Raw genomic sequence first — 26,590 nt, 5'->3', positions numbered from 1 at the left:
ACCCGGTAGTGGGAAGGATATAGCCGAAGGCAAGGGTGTTCATCGTGAGATGGAATCTGAAGGAAGCTGGATGTGAGGAACATACTAACTCACGGGCAAATCTCTGGTCTGACGAACAGAAATCTCATATGAGGTCATGCATGAGGGTAAGACTGCACCACAAGCTGAAACCAAATAACTACACGGAATCATGTATGATAAATGAGGCAGATGGATGGAGAGGAAGAAACGTGTGGTACCTAGGGAGGTCTGTGCGATATGCCTTGAAAGAGGTAACCATTGCATAAAGCAATGCTGAACGCATAGAAGTCAGCAGAGGTCATAGTAGCCAAACGGAACAAGTTCCGTTCGAGGTGAAGGAATGAATCAGTAGGAGTCTTGAGTATGACCGAGAAAGGAGGAATGACCGTCTATGGCAGAAAACATTGAAAATAATGGCTGTTCGCAGAGAGATAATGCGGAACATGAAGGGTATGTGAAAGCGTCTAGGTCATTCAATCGGATATGGAAAGAAAGAGACAGTGCACAGCCGAGACTTTTGGAAGCGATACTGTACAAGGACAACTTTAACAGAGCGTATAAGAGAGTTAAGGCAAACAGGGGAGCGCCGGGAATTGATAGCATGACCATTGAAGAGGCTCTTCCATATCTAAAGGAACATCAACAAGAGTTAACCGACCGCATTTATCGTGGAAAGTATACTCCGTCCCCAGTAAGACGAGTTGAGATTCCAAAATCAGATGGTGGTGTGCGAAAGCTTGGCATACCAACAGTGATAGACCGTACACTACAACAGGCAATAATCCAACAGTTAGTGCCAATCTATGAACCGCTGTTTGCAGAGGGTAGCTATGGCTATCGTCCGAACAGAAGTGCAAAAGATGCAATACTTAAGGTTAAGGAGTATGCAGAACAAGGCTATACATTTGCTGTAGTCCTTGACTTGTCAAAGTACTTCGATACTCTTAATCATGAAATTCTCATCAATCTTCTCCGGAAGAATGTAAAAGATGAACGTGTGGTACAGTTGATAAAGCGCTATCTGAAAAGCGGTGTAATGGAAAACGGAGTGGTCATTGACACAGAGGAAGGCTCACCGCAAGGTGGAAATCTATCGCCATTGCTGGCAAATGTCTACCTCAATGAGTTCGACCAGGAATTTCTGAAAAGAGGTGTTCCATGCATAAGATATGCAGATGACATCGTGCTTCTTGCAAAGAGCAGGCGGGCATCAGAGAGACTCTTGGAAAGCAGTACAAAATATCTTGAGGAGAGGCTGAAACTTACAGTCAACCGAGAAAAGAGCCGTACTGTCAGCGTGTTTGCAATCCGAAATTTTAAATTCCTTGGCTTTGCATTGGGAAGGAACGGAAAAGGAATTTATGTCCGAGTTCATCCGAAGTCATGGAAAAAGTTCAAGTCCAGACTGAAGGAGCTGTCTTCCCGTAAGCGATGTCAGTCAATCAAGCCAAACCTTGAGAAAATCAAGGTGTATGCGAGGGGATGGCTTAACTACTACGGAATTGCAAGTATGAAGAACAACATAGATGACATCAACGGATGGCTCTATCACAGAATACGTATGTGTATATGGAAACAGTGGAAGAAACCAAGGACGAAGGTACGTAACCTTATCAAGATGGGAGTACCCGAAGACTTGGCAATGCAAGCGGGTAATACCCGACATGGACATTGGTTCGCAACGCATACAGTTGCAGTAAACATGGCAATGACAAAAGAAAGACTGATAAACAGTGGCTTTTATGATTTAGCCGCAGCCTATCAGTCTGTGCACGTCAACTATTGAAACCGCCGTGTACCGAACGGTACGCACGGTGGTGTGAGAGGACGGCGGTTAGGCACCGCCTCCTACTCGATTTATCGTTGTCTGATTTAATAAGTTATGATATACTTCGCACATGGGAAACCAGAGAGCCGGGCGGCTTACCCTCTTTTTCGGAGGGTTGCTAAGCCCCGGTGGGGCTTGTTTAGCAACGACCGGAGCAAAGCGTAGACCAACCCTCCAGACGAAAGAAAGGAGGGCGTTGCCAATGTATGTTACATACTCTGACTTAATTCAGATTGGAATATTCATTTGCGCCCTTGTTGGATTGTGCTACACGATTTTCAAGGGAAAACGAAAATAGCCGCCATTACTGCGAATAATGACGGCTGTTGATAAAACAGTTACTTAATTCATTCGGGTAAGCCGCTTCTCTGGCTTTCCCTCTTTCTACGCATAATATAACATATCTTATGAGCTGATGCAAGGAAAAGTGTAAAGAGGATCATAATTTATAACACTTCATGTTTTCAGATGAATTTAGACGAAGCAAAACAGGCATCTGCAAATTATTTTTCTATAACGTTGCTTAGTTTTGTTTCTCAACCATGAGTTATCGATTAGTGATGATCTTATGTAATCAGACATTATATCGACATCGTTTATAATAAATTCTACATACTCATTTAATAAATTGATTATTTGGGTATCTAGAAGAATTGTTCGTCATTTTCGTTTAGTAAAATATCTATATCTGTAAAACCCTTATCAGAAAGCTTGCAATCTCCACCTAAAATAACCGAATATGCTGAATAAAGCATTCCTTCAACCTCGTCTCTAACATAATTAAGACTAATATTATTTCTTTCAGAAATGGATTTAATAGTTTTGGCATTACGCTTTGTGGCATTGCAATTGTTATGTATAGAATGGTACTTAAAAACGGTAATATCCCTTTGTGAAGAAGGTTGAATAAAAGCTGAGTATATTTTCAATATAGTTGTGGAATTTGTTTCTCATGGAAGTTCATCTCCTTTCTGTTTACGATGCCATTATAAAATGAGAAAGAGCGTATTTCGTGCCAAAATGAAAAAATAAATAGACAAAAGTTGCAAAAAGCAGAGAATAGCACATCTCTGCTTTTTGGTTTATACATTTTTTCTATACTCAGAAGGAGAGATACCTTTCGTTTTTTGAAAAATACGGCTGAAGTACAAAGGATTGTCATAGCCTACAATACGAGCAATCTCATTAATGCTATAATGCTGATTTTGCAGAAGCATTTCTGCATTATATATTCTTTTTTTCATAATAAATTGTTTTGGTGTAATTCCAGTATATAATCTGAAATTGAGGATCAACCAGCTTGTGCTGACAAAATTCTGTTTGGCATAATCATCGATGTTGATCTGTTCATTATAGTGTTCACTAAAGTAGGAAACAGCACGGTCTATTTCAGCAGCAGTACGAGAGCTTGTGATAGTTATAGAAGAATGAAAATGGCGTTGTAGTTTTATAAAAATCTGGCGTAAATACATTTCCAGCATTTCAGGGTATCCATCCTGACACATCTGTAATTCTTTTATCATTGATTGAAAAAGAGTTTTATATTCGGAATCAAAACCACAATAAAACACTTTTTTATCATTGGTTAATCCATAGGAACGTAGTAAATTAGTAACATTGTTACCGGTAAAGTGAACCCAGAAAACTTCTGTCTGGTCGTTGGCGTAATATTCATATTTTTGAGGTTCTTTAGGTCGATACAATACCATATGGCCAGCCGGAACAATGGTTTCTTCCGTATCGCTGCCAAAATGAAAATGTGCTTTTCCAGCAGCAATGTATAATAGCTGAAAGTCAAGCCTGCCACGGGGACGCCATGTAGGAAGTTTTGGTTTGGTATATAATTTGTATGTACCGCACATGGTTATCACCAAGGGTTTTGATTTGTCTTTTCGGTCAACAGTAGAATTATTCAGATAGGCATTATTTGTATACATTTTAATCCCCCATTAAAAATATTGCTACTAATGCAAGTACAATGATAGATGAAAACTATCTGTATTGCTAATTAGTATACCATAAATAATACTATTTTGTGCATGCTTTTGGTGATATAACGCACTAGGTTATTGTGATTTTCATATAATAATATCATTTTGTGCATATTTTATGCGATTTGTGACATGGCTCTTTTAATGTATCTTGTTATATCATAGATATAACAAAGTTGTGGAAAAAAATGAGGGTACATTGAAAGGAGAAGTTTCACATGGAAGAAAAAAAATACCTGAAATGGTATAACAAGGTAGGTTATGGTTCGGGGGATCTGGCAGGAAATGTAGTATATGCGTTTCTTTCGTCATTCGTAATGCTTTATTTGACAAATACGGTAGGTTTGAATCCCGGTATTATCGGAACACTGATCATGGTATCAAAGCTATTTGACGGAATCAGTGATATGTTCTTTGGAACGATGATCGACAAAACAAAAAGTAAACTTGGAAAAGCAAGACCTTGGATGCTTTATGCGTATATTGGTTGTGCGGTAACACTTGTAGCAAACTTTGCAATACCGGACACTCTTGGAACAACGGCACAGTATGCATGGTTCTTTGTTGCATATACACTGTTAAATGCAGTATTCTTTACTGCGAACAATATTGCGTATGCATCATTGGTTACTTTCTGTACAAAAAACAGCAGAGAACGTGTTGAGATGGGGTCATGGCGTTTTATCTTTGCATTTTCGACAAGCTTACTGATTCAGTCTGTTACAGTCCAGTTTGTAAGAACAGCAGGCGGTGGAGCAGCTGCATGGAGAACAGTTGCGGTAGTATATGCAGTTATTGGTCTGATCGTAAATACGATTTCCGTATTTTCAATCAAGGAGCTTCCGGAAGAAGAACTGAAAGCAGGTAAAGATCACACAGAAGAAAAGTATGGTCTGGTAGAGGCTGCAAAGCTTTTATTTTCCAATAAGTATTATCTTATGATCTGTGCTACTTATATTTGTCAGCAGATTTATTCAGCTATGTTAAATATGGGAATTTATTACATGATCTACATACTGAAAAATGAAGATTTATATTCTGTATTCTCATGGGCGATCAATATCCCTGTCATCATTGCGATGTGTATTACACCAATGCTGGTAGAGAAGATGAAAGGTTTATATAGAATGAACCTTGCAGGCTATATTCTTGGGACAGCAGGACGTGTCGGAGTGATTTTTGCCGGCTATATGGGTAGTGTTCCGCTTATGCTTGCGTTTACAGCGATTGCAGCACTTGGAATGGCACCATGGCAGGGGGATATGGGAGCTGTAATTGCAAGCTGTTCAGAATATACATACCTTACAAAACATAAACACATTGACGGAACAATGTATTCCTGTACTTCTTTCGGAACAAAGATCGGTGGAGGAATCGGAGTTGCTCTTTGCGGATGGTTACTTGATGCAAGTGGATTTGTGAAAGAAGCAACAATCCAGCCAGAATCCTGCCTGAACATGTTGCATGTTATGTATTTGTGGATTCCGATGGTATTGTCATTGGTTATTACATTTATCATGTCAAGAATGAATGTAGAAGATGCTAATGAAAAACTTAGAAAACAGTTGGAAAGGAAGGAAAAATATGAATGCTGATATGAAATGGTTGGATAATCCGGAAGTATTTCGTGTGAATCAGTTGGAAGCACACAGTGATCATTGTTATTATTTGGATTATTCGGACATGAAAAAAGAGAAAAACCCATTATTTCAGTCATTAAACGGACAGTGGGAGTTTTCTTATAGTAAAAATGTAAAAAGCAGACCGGTTAATTTTTATGAGGAAACATTTGATGCATCAGGATTCGATAAAATTATGGTTCCGGGACATATTGAACTGGCTGGATATGATAAAATCCGTTATATCAACACCATGTATCCGTGGGAAGGAAAAGAGTACCATAGAGGAGCTTACAGCATGGAGGCGACCGGAGCAGAAAAAGGAATGTTTTCAGAAGCAGAGTACAATCCGGTAGGTTCTTATATCAAATACTTTGACCTGAATAAGAGTATGTGTGGAAAAAGAATCCATATTTGCTTTGAAGGTGTAGAAGAAGCGATGTATCTGTGGCTGAATGGACAGTTTGTAGGCTATGCAGAAGATAGTTTTACGCCTTCTGAGTTTGACCTGACACCTTATATAAAAGAAAAGGGAAATGTGCTGGCAGTTCAGGTTCATAAGATGAGCACAGCAGCATTTTTAGAGGATCAGGACTTTTTCCGTTTTTTTGGAATCTTTAGAAATGTTACTCTGAAAGCGATACCGGATGTACATATGGATGATGTATGGTTCAAACCTGTGCTGAATCAGGATAATGTGAGTGGAAGCGTAACTGTCAGCATGAAAGTATCTGCACCGGATGCTCAGAATATAACTGCCAGCTTTATTTTAAAAGACAGGGAAGAAAATTTGTTGGCAGAAAAATCCGTACAGTTAAAGAAAGAAAATGAGTATTTAGAAGGTACGATCTGTGCTGATTTAGAAACTGTGGAACTGTGGGATAATCATGATCCTTATTTATATCATGCGTATGTAGAGCTTAAGGCGGAAGATGGAAGTTTAGCAGAAGTAATTCCTTATGATATTGGCTTCAGAAGAATTGAGATAATTGATAAGATCATTTATTTAAATGGAAAACGCCTGATTATCACAGGAGTAAACCGTCATGAGTGGAATCCAAAAACAGGAAGATGCATTGGCTTGGAAGATATGAAAGCAGATATCGCATGTATGCTCAGAAATAATATTAATTCTGTGCGTACCTGTCACTATCCGGATCAGATACCATGGTATTATATGTGCGACAATGCAGGAATTTATGTGATGGCAGAAACAAATCTGGAAAGTCATGGTTCCTTCCAGAAATTAGGAGCGATCGAACCATCCTGCAATGTGCCGGGATCTCTTCCACAGTGGAAAGAGGCGGTACTTGATCGTGCAAGAAATAATTTTGAAACATTTAAAAACCATACATCCATTCTATTCTGGTCATTGGGAAATGAATCCTATGCAGGTGATGACATTGAAGCAATGAACATTTATTATGCCGAAAAGAAAGATGGAAGATTAGTTCATTATGAAAGTGCTTATTACAACAGGGCATATGAGGATACGATTTCTGATTTGGAGACCAGAATGTATGCAAAGCCGGAGGATGTAGAGGAATACTTAGATAACAGTCCAAAGAAACCGTATATTTTATGCGAATTCATGCATGATATGGGAAATTCCATGGGAGGTCTGGGAGCATATATGAAGCTGATTGATAAATATGACATGTATCATGGTGGATTTATATGGGATTTTATCGATCAGGCAATTCTTGTAAAAGATCAGGTGACAGGAAAAGAAGTTTTACGTTATGGTGGTGACTTTGATGATAAACCGGCAGACTATGAATTCTCGGCAAATGGAATCGTATTTGCTGACAGGAAAGAGAAACCGGCAATGCAGGAAGTGAGGTATTACTATGGCTTATACAGATAAATTAAGAGTGGTCTATGGTGACTATACACTTGGTGTACATGGTGAAGGATTTGATTATATTTTTTCTTATGCACAAGGCGGACTCGAATCTATCGTGAAAAATGGATATGAGTGGCTGTACCGTTGTCCAAAGCCTGCTTTCTGGCGGGCACTGACGGATAACGACAGAGGAAGTAAGTTCCATATTAAAAGCGGAAGCTGGCTTTCAGCAGATATGTTCATTGACTGCAGGGGAACACAAGTCATTATGGACGGAGAAGAGCAGAAACCTTATGCACCGGACAATAACAGCTTTGGTGGGGATATTTTTGCTGATGAGATCATAGTAAAATATACTTATGAGACGATATCTAATCCGTCAACAACGGTACTTGTGACATATATGGTTGATGCATCCGGAAAAATCCGTGTGGATGTACATTATAATGGAGCAAAAGGACTGCCTGAGCTTCCGGTGTTTGGAATGCGTTTTATCATGCCGACACTTGCAGATAAATATATCTATAAGGGTTTGTCCGGTGAGACATATCCGGATAGAAAAGCAGGTGCCGAAAAGGGTATTTACGAAGTCACAGATCTGAGCTTAACACCTTACCTTGTTCCACAGGAATGTGGAATGAGAATGGATACAGAGTGGCTCGAAATTAGCAGACATACAAGTCTTGACAATAGTAGAACAGATCATTCGCCACAGACACTCCGCATTGAGAAGATGGATCGGGAATTTGCTTTTTCATGCCTTCCTTATACAGCATCTGAAATTGAAAATGCTCTGCATCATGAGGAATTACCACCAGCAAGAAGAACGGTTTTATGTGTATACGGAGCAGTCAGAGGAGTCGGAGGTATCGACAGCTGGGGAACTGATGTGGCAGACGAATATCATGTCAGTGCAGAAGAGGATATCAGATATTCATTCACCATCTGTTAGTCGCAATTGAAGTGTAGAACGGTATCGGAAAGCAGATCTAAGAAAAAGAGGGTGGCTCTAAATGCTGTTAGTATACGAAAACAAAGATAAGGGAATATCAGCAGAGTGGAAAAAAACAGTACATATGCCACCCCATTTACATGAAGCAATAGAGGTTGTGTATGTCACAAATGGAAATATTGCACTTGGAGTCGGAATGGAGCTGTATAACATGGACGAAGGTGATTTTGCGATAGTGTTTCCGAATGTAATACACCATTATCAGGTTTTTGACGAAAAAGAAAATAAAGCTATTTTCCTTTATATAGATCCGGCAGTTCTTTCAGGATTTTTGAAAGAATTACAAATATACAGTCCCAAAAATCCGGTGTTAAAAAAAGAAAATGTACATCCGGATGTGGTTCATGCAATAAAATTTTTGATGCAAAATCCAGAGTGTACTCCGATATTGGCACAGGCATATGCACAAATAATTCTTGCATATGTATTCACTGAAATACCGATGATCGATAAAAAATCATTAGGAAGTAATGATTTGATTTACAATTCTGTGGAGTATATAGCAAAAAATTTTAGAGATGAAATCAGTCTTGAAAAGATGGCATTCGATCTGGGGATAAGTAAATACGTGTTGTCGAGAATGTTTGCTAAAACTTTTCATTGTAACTTCAGCAAATATTTGAATGGCGTGCGGTTAAATTATGCAGTTGGCGCATTAGAAAATACGCAGGATACGATAACAAACATATGTCTTGAATGTGGTTTTGAAAGTCAAAGGACATTTAACCGGGTTTTTAAAGAGAGGTACAAGATAACGCCAAGAGAATATCGTAAAAGATTAGAGATTGGGCTATAGGACTACGGCAATAACACTTGAAAATAATGAAAAATAGTGTAAAAATAGTGAAAATTTAATGGAAAAACAATATAAAACAACCAACGGTTTCACAAACGCAACTAATTTGAAATTGTTCGTTGCATATAGGATTGCTATAATAAAATCACAAGATCTTGGAAAAACAAAAAATGAAAAGAGGCTGAGATTTTATGAAAACAATTGGCAATAAAATAAAAGAATTACGTCGTTCCAAAGGCATGTCCCAGAAAGATATTGCAGATAAATTAGGAGTTACCAGTCAGGCGGTAAGCAAATGGGAGAATGACGGCTCGCTGCCGGAAATGACAATGCTGCCGGATATTGCGTCCTTATTCGGGATTCAGATTGATGATCTGTTTGAATACTCTACCGAAAAACGTTACGAGAGTATTGAAAAGAAATTGCAATATGGAAGAGTCATGACAAATATGGAATTTGAGAATGAAGAAGCATTCCTGATCCGCGAGGTAGAGGCAGACCCGACGAATTATCATGCAATTTCTCTGCTTGGAGACTTTTACGGACACCGGGCAGAATGTATGTACCAAAAGTCAGTGTATTACGCAAAGCGGGCAATTGACTTACACCCAAACCAGAAGGGCGATATCAACAACATCAATAACGGAAATCATGGAAAACGGTTTGACTGGGATACAGCTAATCATCAGGAGTTGATCAGATATTGGTACAAATTATTAAAGACTGCACCGGAAAATACAAGGGTATATTTTTATCTGCTGGATAACCTGATCGATGATGGACGGATTGAGGAGGCAAAAACTGTTTTAAAAGAATCCTATCAGAAAAATCCAGATGAACTGAATGCTTTTTATGAGGTTTTTATCAAAGAAAAACAGGTGGGATTCGAAACTGTGAAGGCAGAGTATGAGGCGCTGGCGAAAGCAAATGAAAATAGCTGGAGAATTTTATTTTCCATTGCAAATGTATTTTCATACAATGAATACTTTAAAGAGGCAATCCAGATGTGGCAAAAGACATTCGACTGCATGCCAAAACCACGATATACAGATTCATTTGAAGCGATGGCACAGTGTTGTGTCAGAATGGGCGATCACGAGAGTGCAGTAGAATATTATAAGAAAGAACTGGAACTTTTACGTGAGGACTGGGGCTTAAAATACGGTGCTGAGGTAGATGCATTGGAGGAGAAAATCAGGGCACTGCAGTGAAAATCCGGAGTGCATGCACTACACGGAGCTGGCAGAAAGTGTGAAACATTTTAAAGAGAAAGAAGGAGGGCGTGAAGAAATGAGTGAGATTGTAGAGAGATATATTAATGAACGCGTCGAAGAACGTGTCGAAGAACGTGTGAAGGAATGTGTCGAAGAACGCGTGAAGGAATGTGTCGAAGAACGTGTGAAAGAACGTGTAGAAAAAGAAAAGACAATTTCGGTTCAAAATCTCATGAACAACATGAAATGGACGCTAGACCAGGCACTTGACGCACTTGGAATTAAGGGGAAGGAAAGAACACTTATCACCCAGCAGTTGCAAAAATAATAAAGTATTACGCAAGAAGAGACTTCAAAAAACGGAGTCTCTTTTCTTTATAGCAAAAAGCGTATTTCATACCACAAGCCCCATTCTTCCACAAAATTGTTGTCAAAACCGCCACAGAGTTATAATATAGTAAAAAGACGTGCGCAAAGCAGTCCGTGAAAAGAAAAGTAACAGGCAGGTCTGGTTGATGCATAGAAGTGATCGTTACGGAAAATAGAGGAGAAAAAGATGTTATTAGAACCAATTATCACAAGTTTATTAGAGACAGACATGTACAAGTTTTCGATGGGACAGTGTATTTACCATCAGTTTTCAGATTATAAGACAACCTGGTCTTTTAAATGCAGAAACACCGACGTTCACTTTACCCATGAGATGGTGGAGGAGATCAAGGAGCAGATCAAGGCATACTGTGGATTGCGTTTCACAGAAGAGGAGCTGGAATATCTGCATAAGATCAAATGGATGAAGGGAAGCTATGTGGATTTCTTAAGACTGTGGCAGCCTCGATATGAAGATTATGAGATTACAGAGGACGCAGACTGTGGACTGACGATCGAAACATTCGGAACATGGCTGAACACTTCCTTGTATGAGATTCCGACACTTGCCATTGTAAATGAAGTTTATTTCCACATGGCATATCATTATGACGAGCTGCTTGCAAGTTTTGAGAAAAAGCTGGATGAAAAAATTACTTTATTGAAAAACAGTACCTATAACCTTGGACTGTTCAGCGAATTTGGACTCAGAAGAAGACTCTCTGCCGGGGCACAGGAACTGGCAGTGAAAAAATTAAACGAGAATAAATATCCTGGTTCTACGTTTGTAGGAACATCCAATGTTTTCCTTGCAAAAAAATATGGAATCACTCCGGTAGGAACGATGGCGCATGAATGGATCATGTGTGTCGGACAGGGAAATCATAAGCACAATCCGGCATATTCAAATTGGTATGCGCTGGATTGGTGGGTAAAAGAATACGGTATTTTAAATGGAACGGCATTGACCGATGCTATTACAACAGACTGCTTCTTAAGAGATTTCCAGTTGACTTACGCAACACTGTTTTCCGGTGTGCGTCATGACAGCGGCGATCCGTTTGAGTGGGGAGAGAAAATGATCTGCCACTACGAGAGCCTTGGAATCGATCCAAAAACGAAAACACTGTTATTTAGCGACAGTCTCGATTTTGAGCGGGCAGATAAGATCGCATCTTATTTTGCAGGAAGAGTAAAAATTGCATTTGGAATCGGAACTTATATTTCAAATGACACGGATGTTCCGGCGTTGAATATTGTCATGAAGACAACCAAGTGTAATGGAATGGATGTTGCCAAGATTTCGGATACTCCGGGAAAAGGCATGTGCAAAAATCCGGAATATGTGGAATATCTTCAGAGATGTATCAGCTGGAGAATGGAAAACGACAGATAAAAAGAAAGGTGTGGGGGTATGCAGAACTATTCAGGAGAAGCTGGGTTACAGTATCATTTACAGATCAGAACGGGGGATGTGGGGCGTTATGTGATTCTGCCGGGAGATCCGAAGCGGTGTGAGAAGATCGCAAAACATTTTGAGGATGCAAAACTTGTGGCGGACAACAGGGAGTTTGTCACCTACACAGGTTATCTGGAAGGTGAGAAGGTCAGCGTGACATCCACCGGGATTGGCGGACCGTCCGCATCAATTGCGATGGAGGAACTGGTGCAGTGCGGTGCAGATACATTTGTGCGTGTTGGAACATGTGGCGGAATTGATCTGGATGTCAAGGGCGGTGATATTGTGATCGCTACCGGAGCAGTCCGCATGGAAGGAACCAGCAGGGAATACGCACCGATCGAGTATCCGGCAGTGGCAGATCTTGAGGTGGCAAATGCACTTGTTGCGGCAGCAAAGGAACTTGGGTTTACTTATCATACCGGAGTAGTCCAGTGCAAAGATGCATTTTACGGACAGCATGAGCCGGAGCGCATGCCGGTAAGCTATGAACTTTTGAATAAGTGGGAGGCATGGAAACGTCTGGGCTGCAAGGCGTCTGAGATGGAATCGGCGGCATTGTTTATTGTGGCTGCGCATCTGAAAGTCCGCTGTGGTTCTGATTTTCTTGTTATGGGAAATCAGGAGCGCAATGCCCTCGGCATGGATAATCCGATCGTTCATGACACGGAGGCAGCAGTGATGGTCGGCGTGGAGGCAATCCGCAGACTGATCAGGGCAGACCGTGAAAAATAATGCGTGAGTGGGAAAAGTTTTACCTGAAAAGCAGATTTCAATGGAGAACAGAAAATGGGGTGTGAGAATCATGGAAGCAAAAAAGTACCGTAGAATTTTTACGATTGTAGTTGATTCCTGTGGAATCGGTGGAGCAAAAGATGCAGAACGTTTCGGCGATGCGGGAACTGACACGTTAGGACATATTGCGGAGACGGTGGGTAATCTTTCAATTCCGAATATGCAGAAACTTGGAATTGCCAATTTAAAAGAGCTGAAGAATATCGCACCGGTGGAAAAACCAATGGGATATTTTACAAGGCTCTCTGAGGCGAGCAACGGAAAAGATACCATGACCGGACACTGGGAAATGATGGGACTTCATATTACCAAGCCATTTTTGACGTTTACCGAGCACGGTTTTCCAAAGGAACTGATCGATGAACTGGAAAAACGTACCGGTCACAAAGTGATTGGAAACAAGAGTGCGAGTGGAACCGAAATCTTAGAGGAACTGGGCGAGGAAGAGATTGCAACCGGGCATATGATCGTGTATACATCTGCGGATTCGGTTCTTCAGATCTGTGGAAACGAGGAAACGTTTGGGCTAAAGGAACTTTACCGCTGCTGTGAGATCGCCAGAGAGATTACCATGAAAGATGAATGGAAAGTTGGGCGTGTCATTGCAAGACCTTATGTTGGAAAGAAAAAAGGTGAGTTTGTCCGCACCAGCAACCGTCATGATTATGCCTTAAAGCCATATGGAAGAACCGCATTAAATGCGTTAAAAGACGCCGGATATGATGTGATCTCTGTCGGAAAAATCCGGGATATTTTTGACGGGGAAGGAATCACGGAATCCAATAAGTCCAAAAGCTCGGTACATGGAATGGAGCAGACGATCGAGATCGCAGAGCGCGATTTTACCGGACTTTGTTTTGTGAATCTGGTAGATTTTGATGCACTTTGGGGACACAGAAGAAACGTAAAAGGATACGCAGAGGAACTGGAACGCTTTGACGTGAAACTCGGCGAACTTCTTAAGGTACTTCGGGAAGATGATCTTCTTATCATTACGGCAGATCACGGAAATGATCCAACCTATAAGGGAACAGACCACACCAGGGAACAGGTGATGTTTGTTGCATATTCGCCTTCCATGAAGGGATCAGGAAAGCTTGAAGATCAGGATACATTTGCAGTGATCGGGGCAACAATTGCAGATAATTTTGGTGTGCAGATGCCGGAAGGCACGATTGGTACGTCTTTGCTTGCAGAGTTGAAGTGACATAAGAACGTGAAATACTGAAGTGAGAGAAGAGTGGAAAATACTGATGTGCTGGCAGGAGAAAGGAAAAAACATGGATAAAAAAGATATTTTAAGCAGAGTAGATCACACACTGCTTTCACAGACTGCAACATGGGAAGAAATCCGGCGGATTTTAGACGATGGAATAAAATATGGATGCGCTTCTGCCTGTATCCCGGCTTGTTATGTGAAACAGGCGGCAGAGTATGTCGATGGGAAACTGCCGATCTGTACAGTGATCGGATTCCCCAACGGATACCACACAACGGCGACGAAAATTTTCGAGACCAGAGATGCGGTCGCAAACGGAGCTGACGAGATCGATATGGTCATTAATATCGGATTTTTGAAAGACAAACGGTATGATGAAATCGAGCAGGAAATCCGAAAAATCCATGAGGCATGCAGCGGAAAAACCTTAAAAGTGATCATTGAGACATGCCTTCTGACAGATGAGGAGAAGATCAAGATGTGTGAGATCGTGACGAATGCAGGCGCAGAGTTCATTAAGACCTCCACAGGATTTTCCACCGTAGGAGCTACTTTTTCGGATGTGGAACTGATGAGACAATACGTTGGCACAAACGTGAAAGTAAAGGCAGCCGGAGGAATTTCTTCTTTTGCGGATGCAGAAAAATTTATTGAACTTGGCGCAGACCGGCTTGGTACGAGCCGTCTGGTTAAAATTATGAAAAATGCATAAGTCGTTGTAGAAATTGAGTAAAGACCATAAAATAAGCGGTTTTTACTCAATTTTTTCGCATACTCGGAAACAATATGTTATAATTTGTGCATTGCACTTACACTATGACAGAGTAATGTGTATGTGCTATGAGATGGAGAGGAATGCAAAGAAATTGCATAAAAGAAGCCGGAGGCAGGATTGAGTGATATGCCCCCGGCTTACTTTTTGTTTTTGACAATTTTACAGGTATTCCACTAATTCTTTTACAGGAATACGGTCTTTGGCTGGTTTTACCACACTGGCATCTGCATAACCGATGGCGAGAATATTGATCGGTTCTAAGGAGTCAGGAAGTTTGAATTCCTCTTTTAGCACATCCGGTTTGAAATAACAGATCCAGACAGTTCCAAGTCCCTGTTCGACAGCTTCTAACATCATGTGGTCTGTTAAAATGGATGCGTCAATATCGGTTGTCTGCATTCCGTCAAAAGGACGTTTCCATGCTTTTGTTTTGTCGGCACAGACAATGACAGCGACAGGTGCGCCATAAATATTAGCTGCTTTTCCAAGTTTTTCAAGACTTTCCGGACTCAGTACGACAAGCAGTTTTACAGGCTGCTGATTGGCAGCAGTAGGTGCTGCGTGTGCAGCGTTTAAAATTTTATCCAGTTTTTCAGGTTCTACTGGTTTGTCAACGTATTTTCTGACAGAGAAGCGTTCGTTCATAATATCTAATAATTCCATAAACATTCTATTCCTTTCATCGTTTTCTTGCGTTATTGGATATCCATGCTATAATTATATTTTATTTAGACTTTTTAGCAAGTATGCACTTTTTTGGAATATACTATCTAAAAAGTAAGTAAAGATTTTGCAGGGAGAGAAAAATGGCAGAGAAAGAGTTTACATGTCCGGTTGCGGGAACACTGTCGATGATCGGCGGAAAATATAAGTCAATTATTTTATATCATTTGATGAAGGAGACGTTACGTTATAGTGAGTTACATAAAAGAATGCCGAAGGCAACGGATAAGATGTTGACGCAGCAGCTTCGGGAATTAGAGAAAGACGGGCTGATCCGGAGAACAGTTTATCCGGTTGTGCCGCCAAAGACGGAGTACAGTATGACTGATTTTGGCAGGACGCTGGCACCGATCATTGAAGCGATGCAGCAGTGGGGACAGACGCATCTGAATATTGCAGGATGCGAAGAGAGAGGCGCTACTGGAACAAGGTACAAGTGAACAGAGAGTCAAACTAAACATGCATATTTTTTGAAAAACATGTTTCATTTAAAAACGGATGTGGTGAACATAAGTATGTTTATGTAAGATGTTATTTTGACATGAGTTCTTTTACTTCTTCCACACCGTAGGTATCTCCGGCTTTCTGGAAAGCGGTGATAGCTTTTTCAAAATAGACAGCCGCATCCTCTGCTTTTTCTGACGCTTTCAGGATTTCCCCAAGACCGCGGTAAGCACAGCCGATGGAGATAAGATCGTTCGACTTTTCAGCAAAATCTAAGGCTGAAAGCATGTTTTTTTCTGCGAGAGGAAGATCATGAAGCTTCATGGAAACATAGCCCTGCTCATAGAGATTTGCGGAGCGGGCAAGTGCATCATCCGGGAAATTTTTTTCAATGAGTGCTTCTTCCTGTAAAAATAAGTTCATAGCCTTGTCATACGCACCAGCCATCCGTTCGATCATGCCTGCCTGATGGATTGCAATGTGTTTTTCTTCGTGATCAATTGCACACGAAATCAACTGCGAAGCGTAGGTACGAGCCTCTGCAAAATGTTCTAGAAAGCTTTCTGCATAAATCAATCCCATGAGAACCTGCCAGTAATTGTCATGGTCGGTGGAAGGAATCTTTGCATAACATTCTTTATAAAGCGTTTCTGCATCAGTGTAATTGCCTGCGTCAAATAATGACCAGGCTTTCGATAGGGTTTCGGTCATGGAAGTCTCCTTGTTTCTTATATTAGTCATATTCAAAAATACCCTGTATTGCGTCTGAAACATTCATAATCATATGATAAGGGACGCGGTCGATACGTTTGCAGCTTCTGGCGGAAGGGTCAATTAGCTTCAATTGCTCACATATAGCAGTTCCTGAGGTGTCTTTGACACCGCGTACTTTTATGTGAAGAGGACCTTCTGCATAATTCTCTAAAAGTGGGCAGACGTGAAAAACACCTGTTTTTTTAATAAATTCATTTTTACTTACAACAAGCATTGCATCTTTTAAATTAGAAATTTTGATAATATCTCCCTGCGAAAAATTCATCATAAAATTTCCTTTCCGACAGGTTCTCCCCAATCATAATCACAAATTGAAATTTCCCCATTGTATTCAGCAACGCGTTCCTCAAATGTTTTGTGTTTAAATGCTTTTTTCAAAACAATCGAATCATCAATTACTTCAATTTGTAAAGTATCTGAGACATGGAGTCCAAGTTTTTCAAGAATATTCTTTGGAATACGTATTCCCTGACTATTTCCCCATGTTTTGATGGCAACCTGATCGCTCATAAATGTTCACTCCTTTAAAAAAGATATTGTTGATCATGAAGCTTAGTTTCATAATCGATATCTACACGCACTTCATGCGACGGTCTTTGTTATATAGTATTAACTGTATATACATATATTATATCGAATAGTATCAAAGGTCAATATGTAATCAAATAGTTAATTTAACTGACAAAATTTCTCAACAACAATATCTCTTCCTTGTATCCCCAATATCATGTGCTATAATCCTCTTGAGATTAGTTAAAACTAACTAGAATATCAAAAATGGAAGTTGCCAAATACGTTTTTTTGAAAAGGGGAGACTATGTCAGAGGAAGAGAAAAAATTTTTGGAGATCGTTGACCTGAAAAAAGGTTTTGGAAGTGGAGAAACACGTCAGGAAGTATTGCGCGGAATGAGCTTTTCCGTGGCAAAAGGAGAATTCTGTGTTCTGCTTGGACCGTCCGGTTCGGGAAAATCAACTTTATTAAATATCATCGGAGGAATCGACAGTGCCGATTCCGGTTACATCTCGATCAACGGCGATAAGCTCGAAGATATGAGTGAGAAGAAACTAACCCAATACCGCAGAAAACATCTCGGCTATGTATTTCAGATGTACAATCTGATTGCTAATCTGAACGTGAAGGAAAACATTGAGGTCGGAGCGTACCTTTCTGACAATGCGTTGGATATCGACGACCTGTTACATACACTTGGACTTTACGAACACCGGTACAAGCTGCCGAATCAGTTGTCCGGCGGACAGCAGCAGCGTGTTTCCATCGGTCGTGCAATCGTGAAAAACCCGGATATCCTGCTCTGCGATGAACCAACCGGCGCTTTGGATTATAACACCTCTAAAGAGATTTTAAAACTGATCGAAGATGTAAACAAAAAATATGGAAATACGATCATCATGGTAACGCATAACGAAGCGATCAGAAACATGGCAGATCATGTCATCAAACTTCGTGATGGAGCCGTGCGCCACAACGAGAGAAATGAACACAAGATTTCAGCAGCAGATCTTGAGTGGTAAGGAGTGTGGCAGTTATGAAAAAGAAAAAATTAAAAATCCGCTCATCAGACGTATTCCGCGTGAATTGCTCGGTGACTGGAAAAAATATCTTGTGGTGGCATTATTCCTGATCCTCACGATCGGCTTTGTTTCCGGTATGTATGTTGCAAATGAGAGTATGCTCGTTGCAGCAAATGAAGGCGTGACAAAATATAAGTTAGAGGATGGACATTTTGAGCTGGACAAAAAGGCAGATGAGACGTTACTTTCTGCTATCGAGACAGGAACAAAAGCGGACGTCAAACAGTATTATCTTGACAAAGCGAAAAAAGAGCTGGACGAAAAGTTGGATGAAAAGGCTTATCCGGAAGCCTACGACGAGGCATGGGATAAAATCGTAGAGGAAATCGATGATAAATATGCTGACGCAGAAGAAAAATATGAGTTAAACGATCCTGATTTTACAGAAGTTCCGGTAAAAGTATATGAGAACTTCTTCCGAAATGAGGAGGAAGACTACAACAATGACGGCGAGGCAGAAGGAAATATCCGTGTCTATGCAAAAAATGATAACGTGGATCTTGCCTGTCTGCTTGACGGAGCATTTCCGGAAAAAGCGGATGAGATCGCAATTGACCGTATGCATGCAGACAATGTCGGAGTCAAAGTGGGAGATGAGATTTCTGTCAGCGGGCAGAGGTTCAAAGTTGTCGGACTGATCGCCTATGTCAATTATGCGACACTGCATGAGAAGTCAACAGATATGATGTTTGATGCGATCAAATTCGATGTGGCTATGGTCACACAGGAAGGATTTGATAGTTTACATAAAACTGTTCATTATTCTTACACATGGAATTATGTGGATATTCCTGCAGATGAAGTGGAGCAGAAAGCAAAATCCGATGATTTCATGAAAGCACTGCTCACACAGGTTGTGTGCGATGACAAAGAGTTAGAGGACTATATGCCGCGCTATGCAAATCCGGCTATTAATTTTGCAACGGATGATATGGGTTCAGACAAAGCTATGGGTGGTGTTTTACTGGATATTTTGATCGTGATCATTGCATTTATTTTTGCAGTGACCATCAGCAACACGATCGTGAAGGAGGCTTCTACGATCGGAACACTGAGAGCTTCCGGTTATACGAGAGGTGAACTGGTCAGACATTATATTTCCATGCCGGTGATCGTGACACTTCTCGCAGCGTGCATTGGAAATATCCTCGGCTATACCGTATTTAAAAATGTAGTTGTCGGCATGTACTATAACAGCTACAGTCTTCCAACTTATCAGACAGTCTGGAACCCGGATGCCTTTTTCAAGACAACGATCATTCCGGTTGTTTTAATGCTTGTGGTCAATCTCATCGTCATTATAAAAATGATGCGGCATACACCATTACAGTTTTTACGCCATGATCTGAAAAAAACAAAACGTAAAAAGCGATGCGCCTGCCAAAATGGAGCTTTTTAAGCCGTTTCCGCATGCGTATCATGTTCCAGAACGTGACGAATTACCTGATTTTATTTGTGGGGATCTGGTTTATCGGCATTATGCTTGCAATGGCGGTCGGTATGCCGGAGACGCTCGACTATTACAAGTCCAATGTTTCAGATATGATGTTTACGAACTACCAGTATGTGTTAAAGTCTTATGAGAATGAGGATGGAGACATTATCACAACGGATAATAAAGATGCAGAGAAATTCAATATGACATCTCTGCAGCACAAGAGTGATACGTTAGATGAGGAGATTTCGGTCTACGGAATCGAGGATGACAGCCGGTATGTGAAAATCAGTGACCTGTCTGCCCTGAAAGGAAACGAGGCATATATTTCTGCTTCCTATGCAGATAAATATAGCCTGAGCGTGGGCGAAACAGTGGTTCTTGACGAAAAATATGAGAACAAACAGTATGAGTTTGAGGTTGCAGGAATCTATGATCACAGCCAGACGCTGGCAGTATTTCTGTCGAATGAACAATATTGTGAAATCTTTAACATGGACAGTGATGCATTTACAGGCTATCTCTCGGATTCAGAGATCACGGATATTGATGATGATGAGATTGCAACCGTCATCACAGAACACGACATTACGAAAATGTGTGACCAGCTGGATCATTCCATGGGCTCTTATATGACCTACTTCCAGTATCTGTGCATCCTGTTATCCGCAGTATTGATTTACCTGCTCACGAAGCTGATCATCGAGAAGAACGAAAATGCAATTTCCATGACAAAAATCCTGGGCTATGAGAACCGGGAGATTGCAAGCTTATATCTGTTGTCTACAACCATTGTTCTTGTGGTGATCGATGTTGTCAGCGTGATTTTAGGTGTCGTCATCATGAAGGCTGTCTGGAGGATCATGCTCTTTTCCTACAGTGGATGGTACGCTTTTCGCATAAGCACGATGGGCTATGTGAAAATGTTCCTGTTTATACTGATCGGATATCTGCTTGTCATGGTATTGGATTTCAGAAGGATCAAGCGTATTCCGATGGATCAGGCACTGAAAAATGTGGAATAACAGGAAAAATATAACCTGACAGGAGAGCGTAGAGATCACATAAAAATTAAAGTGCACATGGCAATTGTACCATAAAGCAGCTGCCGGAAATGGGAGCATCCACAACCTGGATGTTCCCATTTTGTTTTTCAGTGAGCTCCTTTGCAATGCAGAGTCCAAGACCAAAGTGTTCTCTGTCGGTATGGATTTATTTGCATTATATATGGCAGAGTTGTTATAATAGCTCCAGAGGTGGTATACAAGTGAGAGTAGCAGTTGTTGAAGATGAACTTTTGAGCAGGAAAAAAATTTTATCCTACCTTGAAATGTTTGAAAAAGAATCGGGGATTCCCATTCAGGTGGAAACCTTAACGGATGGTACTGAGATCGTAGAAAAGTATAATACAGGAAAGAAATATGATGTTATACTTTTAGATATTGAGATGGAGCATATGGATGGGATGAAAGCGGCTGAATGGATTCGGAATCTGGATGAGGAAGTGATTCTGATTTTTATCACGAATATGGCACAGTTTGTGATGAAAGGCTATGAAGTCAGTGCGCTTGATTTTCTGGTTAAGCCGGTCAGTTATTATATGTTTGTGGAAAAGATGCACAAGGCTTATGACAGAATTTCCATGCGGGAAGAACGAAGTATTATTATCAAGGGCAAAGAGTGCATTTATAAGGTACACACGACAGAGCTTATTTATATTGAGGTGCAGAACCATTCACTGACATTTCATACGATGCAGGGAAATTATATGTGTACAGGAAGTTTGAAAAAAGTAGAAAAAGATCTCGAAGGCCTTCCTTTTGCAAGATGCAGCTCCAGTTATCTGTTGAATCTGATGCATGTTCTCCGCATAGAGAAAGAGCATGTGATCATGGACAATAAAGACGAGCTTCTGCTCAGCCGGCTGAAAAGGCAGGAATTTATGGAGATACTGACAGATTACTACGGAGGAGTGCAATGAACGGGCTGCGTATTGAATGGATACAGGCATCTTTTTTTATCGAGATGTTGGTGATAACGTGGATTCTTATGATTCCGATGAAAAAGAGAGAGCATTTCTGGCAGCAGGGAGTCCTGCTTGTGCTTGCAGGAAGTGTGATCGCTGCAATGGACACAAATTCGAATATCAAATTTATTCTGGAAACAGCGATGATCGGATTTATTGCCTACCGTGTGTATGTGATCTCATGGAGAAAGGCTACTTACACGGCTGTCTGTGCTTATGCCGTACAGCATTTGGCTTATACCGTTGGCATGATAGAAAAATGTATCCGTGGAATCCTGTTTCATGTTCCACATGCACCGACAGATTCAGAACCGGATATCAACTTGAAGATGTTTCTGACAGTCGCACTGGTATATGGAACATGTTATTTGTTTTTTGTGAGAAAAAAAAGAGGAAAAGGAGAGTTTGACATCAGTGTCAGACAGACTATTGGATTTTCAGTAGGCGTATTCTTTGTCGTGCTTGTTTTGAGCAGAATGGTACAAAGCTATGCGAATAATGAATACTATGGTCTGGAACTGGTGTGCCATTTTTATTCCCTGATCTGCTGTCTTTTCATCCTGATCTTAGATGATGGTATTTTCCGTAGGATTCAGGATGAGAATGAACTGTCTCTGGTAAAATATTTATGGCTGAAGCGGCAGGAGCAGTATGCCGTAGCGAAAGAAAACATGAACGCGATCAACTTAAAGTGTCATGAGTTAAAACAGCAGATTACAGGAATCCAGGAGATGCAGGTTTCAGAACAGCTTAAGGATTCGCTAGAGGACCTTAAGGATTCCATTCAGATTTATGATGCGGTTGTGAAGACTGGAAACGAAGTATTAGATGTTGTATTGACGGAGAAGAACTTTTACTGTCAGGCGAATCATATCACAATGGCGTGCATTGTGGATGGTGCGAAGATGGATTTTATGGAGACAATGGATGTCTACGCACTTTTTACAGGACTTTTCGAGGATACCTTTTATTCCATCAAAATGCTGGAAGAGCCGGACAAGAAGCAGATTGCACTATCGGTCTGGGAGAAGAACGGACTGCTTATGATACAGCTTGAGAATTATTTCGAAGACTCAAAGGAAGCACAGGAAGTGAGAGAAGAGGGAATTGATTATTCCATTAAGAGTGTGAAAGAGATTGTGAAAAAATATGATGGCTGCATGACGATACATAAGGAGCATGCGCTTGTGATCAAGCGGATTTCAATACCAATCCCATAAGATAAAACTACAAATGGCATAAATATAACCGGTCAGTTCTGGTTTTCATACACAGAATCCAGAACTTAAAATTACGAATTGAAAATGACCAGTTGTGAAAAGAGGCATTTTGCCTCTTTTTTTTGTGCTACGATTCCGATAACAAAAGAAAAGGAGGAACAACATGAAAAGTAAAGGAAGGAAAAAGGGGTATATTGGTATTGCATTAACTGCAATCCTGCTGATCATCACAGTAGTTGCCGATCTGCTTGCATCAAGATACATCACAATGATCAAGCTTTATTTCATGGATGACAGTAATTCTGTTTATGAGATGTCAGCAGACGAAGCATTGTCGCAGGCCGCGGATCTCACAGAGGAACTTGGAAATGAAGGTATCGTATTGCTAAAGAACAAGGACAATGCTTCTCTGCCACTGGCAGCAGGAACGAAGATTAATCTGTTTGGTATTGCATCTTATCAGACATTATATCAGGGTTCCGGTTCTGCATCGAGCTGGTTCAAGCAGGATCTGAACACAAATATGAAAAAAGGTCTGGAAGATGCCGGATTCGAAGTAAACCCTGGACTGTGGCAGTTCTATGAGGACAATTACAAAGAGAGAAGTGATCAGGAAGGTGGAATGACAGATATGTCAGGAGCAGATCACAGTATCTTAGAGCAGTCCTTAGATGAGTATGAAGCATACGATTACGAAGGTGAAAATGTTCTGACATATTCAGAGAACTATTCGGATGTGGCAATGGTAGTGATCGGACGTGCAGGTGGAGAAGGATCGGATGCAACGATGGAGATGGACGGCTATGTCGGAGGAGATGCCGGCAAGCATTATCTGGAGCTCCAGAGCGTAGAACAGGAACTTTTAAGCTATGTAGAAGAGCATTATGACAAAGTCATCGTTGTATTGAATACAGCTATGGTAATGGAAACAGGATTTCTGGATGATGAGGCAATTGATGCAGCACTCTGGATCGGAATGCCGGGTTCCAGAGGATGTGGATCTCTCGGAAATATCCTTGCCGGTGAAGTAAATCCATCCGGACATCTTGCTGATATTTATGCATATGACCTTACAACAGCTCCTTCTTATTACAATTTTGGCGATTACACATATTCTAACTTTGATGGAAACAACAAATATGTTTACTATCAGGAAGGTATTTATGTTGGATATCGCTATTATGAGACAGCAGCAGCTGATGGTTATATTGATTATGACACAACTGTTCAGTTCCCATTTGGTTATGGTTTGTCTTACACAAACTTCGACTGGGAAGTTGAGAAAACAGAGTTAGGAGATATTGGTGGAACAATCAATATCGATGTAAAAGTTACCAATACCGGCGATGTTGCAGGAAAAGATGTCGTAGAGCTCTACTATGCAGCACCATATGACCCGGCAGAGGAGATTGAAAAATCATCTGTAGTACTTGGAGCATTTGAAAAAACAAATACACTAAAACCAGGTGAATCTGAGACGGTGACACTTACTATGAATGTAGATGACATGGCATCTTATGACTATAAGAATAACAAATGCTATGTATTAAGTGCCGGTGATTATGAATTCAGGCTTCAGACAGATTCTCATAACATGAAGGTTAACAGTGATGGAACGGCTGTAGAGCCAATTGCCTACACAGTAGACAGTAAAGTTGTATACAATGACGCAAACCAGGGCAAACGTTCCACAGATGAAGTGGCAGCAGAGAACCTGTTTGATGCAGTCACAGCTGGTGACGGATACTTTGGAGCAGACGGAACAGTCGGATATGTATCCCGTTCTGACTGGGCAGGAACGATGCCGACATCCAGAGAGACAAATATGAATGTGGCAGCTTCCGATGAAACAGTTGCACTTATGACGAATAATACTTCTGGATGGGAGTATGATCTTGATAATCTGCCGGACGCAGAACCGGCTGTTACCGGAGTAGACAGTGGACTGGAAATCTCAGACATGACAGGTCTTGAATTTGATGATCCGAAGTGGCAGCAGTTAGTAGAAGAAATGTCAGTGGATGAACTTAGAAGATTATATGGAACCTGTGGCTGGAGCAACCCGGCAATCCTTTCCATCAACAAGGCAGCTGCAATTGATATGGACGGTGCAGAAGGACTCCACAATCTGACATCCGATAAAACAGCTAATCAGTATGTAGGCTCAACTGTGCGTGCAGCAACATGGAATAAAGAGCTTGCTTACAGAATGGGAACTATTTATGGAGATGAATGCCTTGCAAACGGAATTTCCGGTATGTATGGTATGACTGTTAATATCCACAGATCTCCATTTGGTGGAAGATGCTTCGAGGGCTATTCAGAAGATCCGACACTTTCCGGAAAAATAGCAGCAGAGGAGATCAGAGGGTTACAGGATAAAAAGATTGCGGTATACTTAAAACATTTTGTAGCCAATGAGCAGGAGACAAACCGTGGTGGGGTACATACCTGGGTAGATGAGCAGGCATTAAGAGAAATCTATTGCCGACCATTTGAGATTGTTACAAAAGAAGCAGACTGCAATGGATATATGACAAGTTATAACTATATCGGAACAGGCTGGACAGGTGCAAGCAAACCATTAATGACAGATCTTGTGAGAGGTGAGTGGGGATCACATGGACGTATGATCACAGATGCGGCTATGGATTTTACAATCTATGTTCCTGATACAGGTGTACTTGCAGGTCTTGACATGTGGCTTGCTCCACAGACAGCTGTAACGACAAAAAATTTATACGGAACAGATTACGGTATCCGCATGTTACAGGAATCAGCACACAGACAGTTATATGTATTTGCCAATACATCAGGTGTAGGTCTTGAGATGCAGGAGGGCAATACATGGAAACTTGTTGTTGGTGGTGCTAATGCAATCTTAATCCTTGGAATGGCATTAAGTATTATATTCCTTGTGATTCCTGGATTCAGAGGAAAAAAGGGGAGAAGAAAAATGAGGAAACAGTTAATTCATAAGGCGGTTATTACACTTTTGCTAGGATGCATAATGCTTCTTGCATTTGCTGGCTGCGGTAAGAGCAATGAGAAGCGAAATGTATCCGGAAGCTATCACACGGAAGCCAATGGATACAAGAGAGGTACAGACGTAGATATTAACCTTGAGGGTGATAAGATCACAACCATCGTTGTAAATGACATGGATTCTGAGTATTCCCTGACTGATCCGGATGCATTCCAGATGATGTGGCCAACAAAGCAGACTATGGTTCTTCAGGAACTTCAGAATATGGGACCGGATAAAATTGCAGAAATTAAAATAACTGCAGATGATAATGGTATTCCAACCAAAATAGAAGGTTTCAATCTCGATGTAATTCCGGAGGGCTGCACAGACTGTGCAGGAATGTTAATACTTGCAGTACAGGATGCATTAAGCAAATAAACTAAGCTTATTTTATAGAAGATA

General features: G+C 40.8%; 23 protein-coding genes. 18 read left to right on the top strand and 5 right to left on the bottom strand.

The window, feature by feature from the left end:
• Positions 1-412: 412 nt before the first annotated feature.
• On the top strand, positions 413-1,807 hold the full coding sequence (gene ltrA, locus ROSEINA2194_RS15755; protein WP_007889741.1) for a group II intron reverse transcriptase/maturase: 1,395 nt from the start codon (positions 413-415) through the stop codon (positions 1,805-1,807).
• Positions 1,808-2,931: 1,124 nt separating this feature from the next.
• Here the strand turns inward: ltrA and ROSEINA2194_RS15745 are convergent.
• Positions 2,932-3,786 (bottom strand): AraC family transcriptional regulator, encoded by an 855-nt coding sequence (locus tag ROSEINA2194_RS15745; RefSeq protein ID WP_007889735.1) that lies wholly within the window; start codon positions 3,784-3,786, stop codon positions 2,932-2,934.
• A gap of 272 nt (positions 3,787-4,058) precedes the next feature.
• Here ROSEINA2194_RS15745 and ROSEINA2194_RS15740 point away from each other — a divergent pair, with 272 nt between their 5' ends.
• The 10 genes from ROSEINA2194_RS15740 (at position 4,059) to deoC (ending at position 14,881) form a co-directional block, all read left to right on the top strand.
• A complete protein-coding gene (locus ROSEINA2194_RS15740; RefSeq protein WP_007889733.1) occupies positions 4,059-5,435 on the top strand; it encodes an MFS transporter in 1,377 nt (458 codons plus the stop codon).
• The gene (locus ROSEINA2194_RS15735; protein WP_044928501.1) at positions 5,425-7,326 is read left to right on the top strand and encodes a glycoside hydrolase family 2 TIM barrel-domain containing protein; all 1,902 of its coding nucleotides are present in this window, start codon (positions 5,425-5,427) and stop codon (positions 7,324-7,326) included. The genes ROSEINA2194_RS15740 and ROSEINA2194_RS15735 overlap by 11 nt, the downstream gene beginning before the upstream one ends.
• Positions 7,310-8,257, top strand: a complete 948-nt coding sequence (locus ROSEINA2194_RS15730) for a beta-galactosidase small subunit (RefSeq protein WP_007889729.1) — start codon at positions 7,310-7,312, stop codon at positions 8,255-8,257. The genes ROSEINA2194_RS15735 and ROSEINA2194_RS15730 overlap by 17 nt, the downstream gene beginning before the upstream one ends.
• A gap of 61 nt (positions 8,258-8,318) precedes the next feature.
• The gene (locus tag ROSEINA2194_RS15725; protein ID WP_007889727.1) at positions 8,319-9,113 is read left to right on the top strand and encodes an AraC family transcriptional regulator; all 795 of its coding nucleotides are present in this window, start codon (positions 8,319-8,321) and stop codon (positions 9,111-9,113) included.
• A gap of 191 nt (positions 9,114-9,304) precedes the next feature.
• Positions 9,305-10,324 carry a helix-turn-helix transcriptional regulator gene (locus ROSEINA2194_RS15720; RefSeq protein ID WP_007889723.1) on the top strand — a complete coding sequence of 340 codons (1,020 nt, stop codon included), beginning with the start codon at positions 9,305-9,307 and terminating at the stop codon, positions 10,322-10,324.
• Positions 10,325-10,403: 79 nt separating this feature from the next.
• On the top strand, positions 10,404-10,655 hold the full coding sequence (locus tag ROSEINA2194_RS23955) for a hypothetical protein (RefSeq protein WP_147402661.1): 252 nt from the start codon (positions 10,404-10,406) through the stop codon (positions 10,653-10,655).
• 228 nt (positions 10,656-10,883) lie between these two features.
• A complete protein-coding gene (gene pncB, locus ROSEINA2194_RS15710) occupies positions 10,884-12,092 on the top strand; it encodes a nicotinate phosphoribosyltransferase (protein WP_007889719.1) in 1,209 nt (402 codons plus the stop codon).
• An 18-nt stretch (positions 12,093-12,110) separates the two neighbouring features.
• Positions 12,111-12,890, top strand: a complete 780-nt coding sequence (udp, locus tag ROSEINA2194_RS15705) for a uridine phosphorylase (protein ID WP_007889718.1) — start codon at positions 12,111-12,113, stop codon at positions 12,888-12,890.
• 40 nt (positions 12,891-12,930) lie between these two features.
• Positions 12,931-14,157 carry a phosphopentomutase gene (locus ROSEINA2194_RS15700; protein WP_330370569.1) on the top strand — a complete coding sequence of 409 codons (1,227 nt, stop codon included), beginning with the start codon at positions 12,931-12,933 and terminating at the stop codon, positions 14,155-14,157.
• Between the two features lie 73 nt (positions 14,158-14,230).
• Complete coding sequence (gene deoC / locus ROSEINA2194_RS15695; protein ID WP_044928521.1) at positions 14,231-14,881, top strand: deoxyribose-phosphate aldolase; 651 nt, start codon at positions 14,231-14,233, stop codon at positions 14,879-14,881.
• A gap of 222 nt (positions 14,882-15,103) precedes the next feature.
• Here deoC and ROSEINA2194_RS15690 read toward each other — a convergent pair whose 3' ends face one another.
• Positions 15,104-15,607 (bottom strand): nitroreductase family protein, encoded by a 504-nt coding sequence (locus ROSEINA2194_RS15690; protein WP_044928498.1) that lies wholly within the window; start codon positions 15,605-15,607, stop codon positions 15,104-15,106.
• Positions 15,608-15,750: 143 nt separating this feature from the next.
• Here ROSEINA2194_RS15690 and ROSEINA2194_RS15685 point away from each other — a divergent pair, with 143 nt between their 5' ends.
• Positions 15,751-16,107 carry a winged helix-turn-helix transcriptional regulator gene (locus tag ROSEINA2194_RS15685; protein WP_007889712.1) on the top strand — a complete coding sequence of 119 codons (357 nt, stop codon included), beginning with the start codon at positions 15,751-15,753 and terminating at the stop codon, positions 16,105-16,107.
• A 91-nt stretch (positions 16,108-16,198) separates the two neighbouring features.
• On the opposite strand, the gene ROSEINA2194_RS15680 is transcribed toward ROSEINA2194_RS15685, so the two are convergent.
• From ROSEINA2194_RS15680 to ROSEINA2194_RS15670, 3 genes are read right to left on the bottom strand one after another with little or no spacing between them, the layout of a single operon-like run.
• Positions 16,199-16,822: a tetratricopeptide repeat protein gene (locus ROSEINA2194_RS15680; RefSeq protein WP_044928496.1), complete on the bottom strand. Its 624-nt coding sequence runs from the start codon at positions 16,820-16,822 to the stop codon at positions 16,199-16,201.
• A 22-nt stretch (positions 16,823-16,844) separates the two neighbouring features.
• The gene (locus ROSEINA2194_RS15675; RefSeq protein WP_007889708.1) at positions 16,845-17,153 is read right to left on the bottom strand and encodes a type II toxin-antitoxin system PemK/MazF family toxin; all 309 of its coding nucleotides are present in this window, start codon (positions 17,151-17,153) and stop codon (positions 16,845-16,847) included.
• Positions 17,150-17,395, bottom strand: a complete 246-nt coding sequence (locus tag ROSEINA2194_RS15670; RefSeq protein ID WP_007889706.1) for an AbrB/MazE/SpoVT family DNA-binding domain-containing protein — start codon at positions 17,393-17,395, stop codon at positions 17,150-17,152. Before ROSEINA2194_RS15670 ends, ROSEINA2194_RS15675 begins: the two co-directional genes overlap by 4 nt.
• A 307-nt stretch (positions 17,396-17,702) precedes the next feature.
• Here ROSEINA2194_RS15670 and ROSEINA2194_RS15665 point away from each other — a divergent pair, with 307 nt between their 5' ends.
• The 6 genes from ROSEINA2194_RS15665 to ROSEINA2194_RS15645 all read left to right on the top strand — a co-directional run bounded on the left by ROSEINA2194_RS15665 (position 17,703) and on the right by ROSEINA2194_RS15645 (position 26,566).
• Positions 17,703-18,419, top strand: a complete 717-nt coding sequence (locus ROSEINA2194_RS15665; protein WP_007889704.1) for an ABC transporter ATP-binding protein — start codon at positions 17,703-17,705, stop codon at positions 18,417-18,419.
• Positions 18,382-19,878: an ABC transporter permease gene (locus ROSEINA2194_RS23170; protein WP_007889702.1), complete on the top strand. Its 1,497-nt coding sequence runs from the start codon at positions 18,382-18,384 to the stop codon at positions 19,876-19,878. The genes ROSEINA2194_RS15665 and ROSEINA2194_RS23170 overlap by 38 nt, the downstream gene beginning before the upstream one ends.
• On the top strand, positions 19,851-20,939 hold the full coding sequence (locus ROSEINA2194_RS23165) for an FtsX-like permease family protein (RefSeq protein WP_330370566.1): 1,089 nt from the start codon (positions 19,851-19,853) through the stop codon (positions 20,937-20,939). The genes ROSEINA2194_RS23170 and ROSEINA2194_RS23165 overlap by 28 nt, the downstream gene beginning before the upstream one ends.
• Positions 20,940-21,181: 242 nt before the next feature.
• Positions 21,182-21,895, top strand: a complete 714-nt coding sequence (locus ROSEINA2194_RS15655) for a LytR/AlgR family response regulator transcription factor (RefSeq protein ID WP_007889695.1) — start codon at positions 21,182-21,184, stop codon at positions 21,893-21,895.
• A complete protein-coding gene (locus ROSEINA2194_RS15650; protein WP_007889694.1) occupies positions 21,892-23,160 on the top strand; it encodes a GHKL domain-containing protein in 1,269 nt (422 codons plus the stop codon). Before ROSEINA2194_RS15655 ends, ROSEINA2194_RS15650 begins: the two co-directional genes overlap by 4 nt.
• A 163-nt stretch (positions 23,161-23,323) precedes the next feature.
• Complete coding sequence (locus ROSEINA2194_RS15645) at positions 23,324-26,566, top strand: glycoside hydrolase family 3 C-terminal domain-containing protein (protein ID WP_007889691.1); 3,243 nt, start codon at positions 23,324-23,326, stop codon at positions 26,564-26,566.
• The last annotated feature ends 24 nt before the right edge of the window (positions 26,567-26,590 follow it).

Source organism: Roseburia inulinivorans DSM 16841 (assembly GCF_000174195.1).
GTDB lineage: Bacteria > Bacillota > Clostridia > Lachnospirales > Lachnospiraceae > Roseburia > Roseburia inulinivorans.
This window is presented reverse-complemented; position numbering and strand designations above follow the sequence as displayed.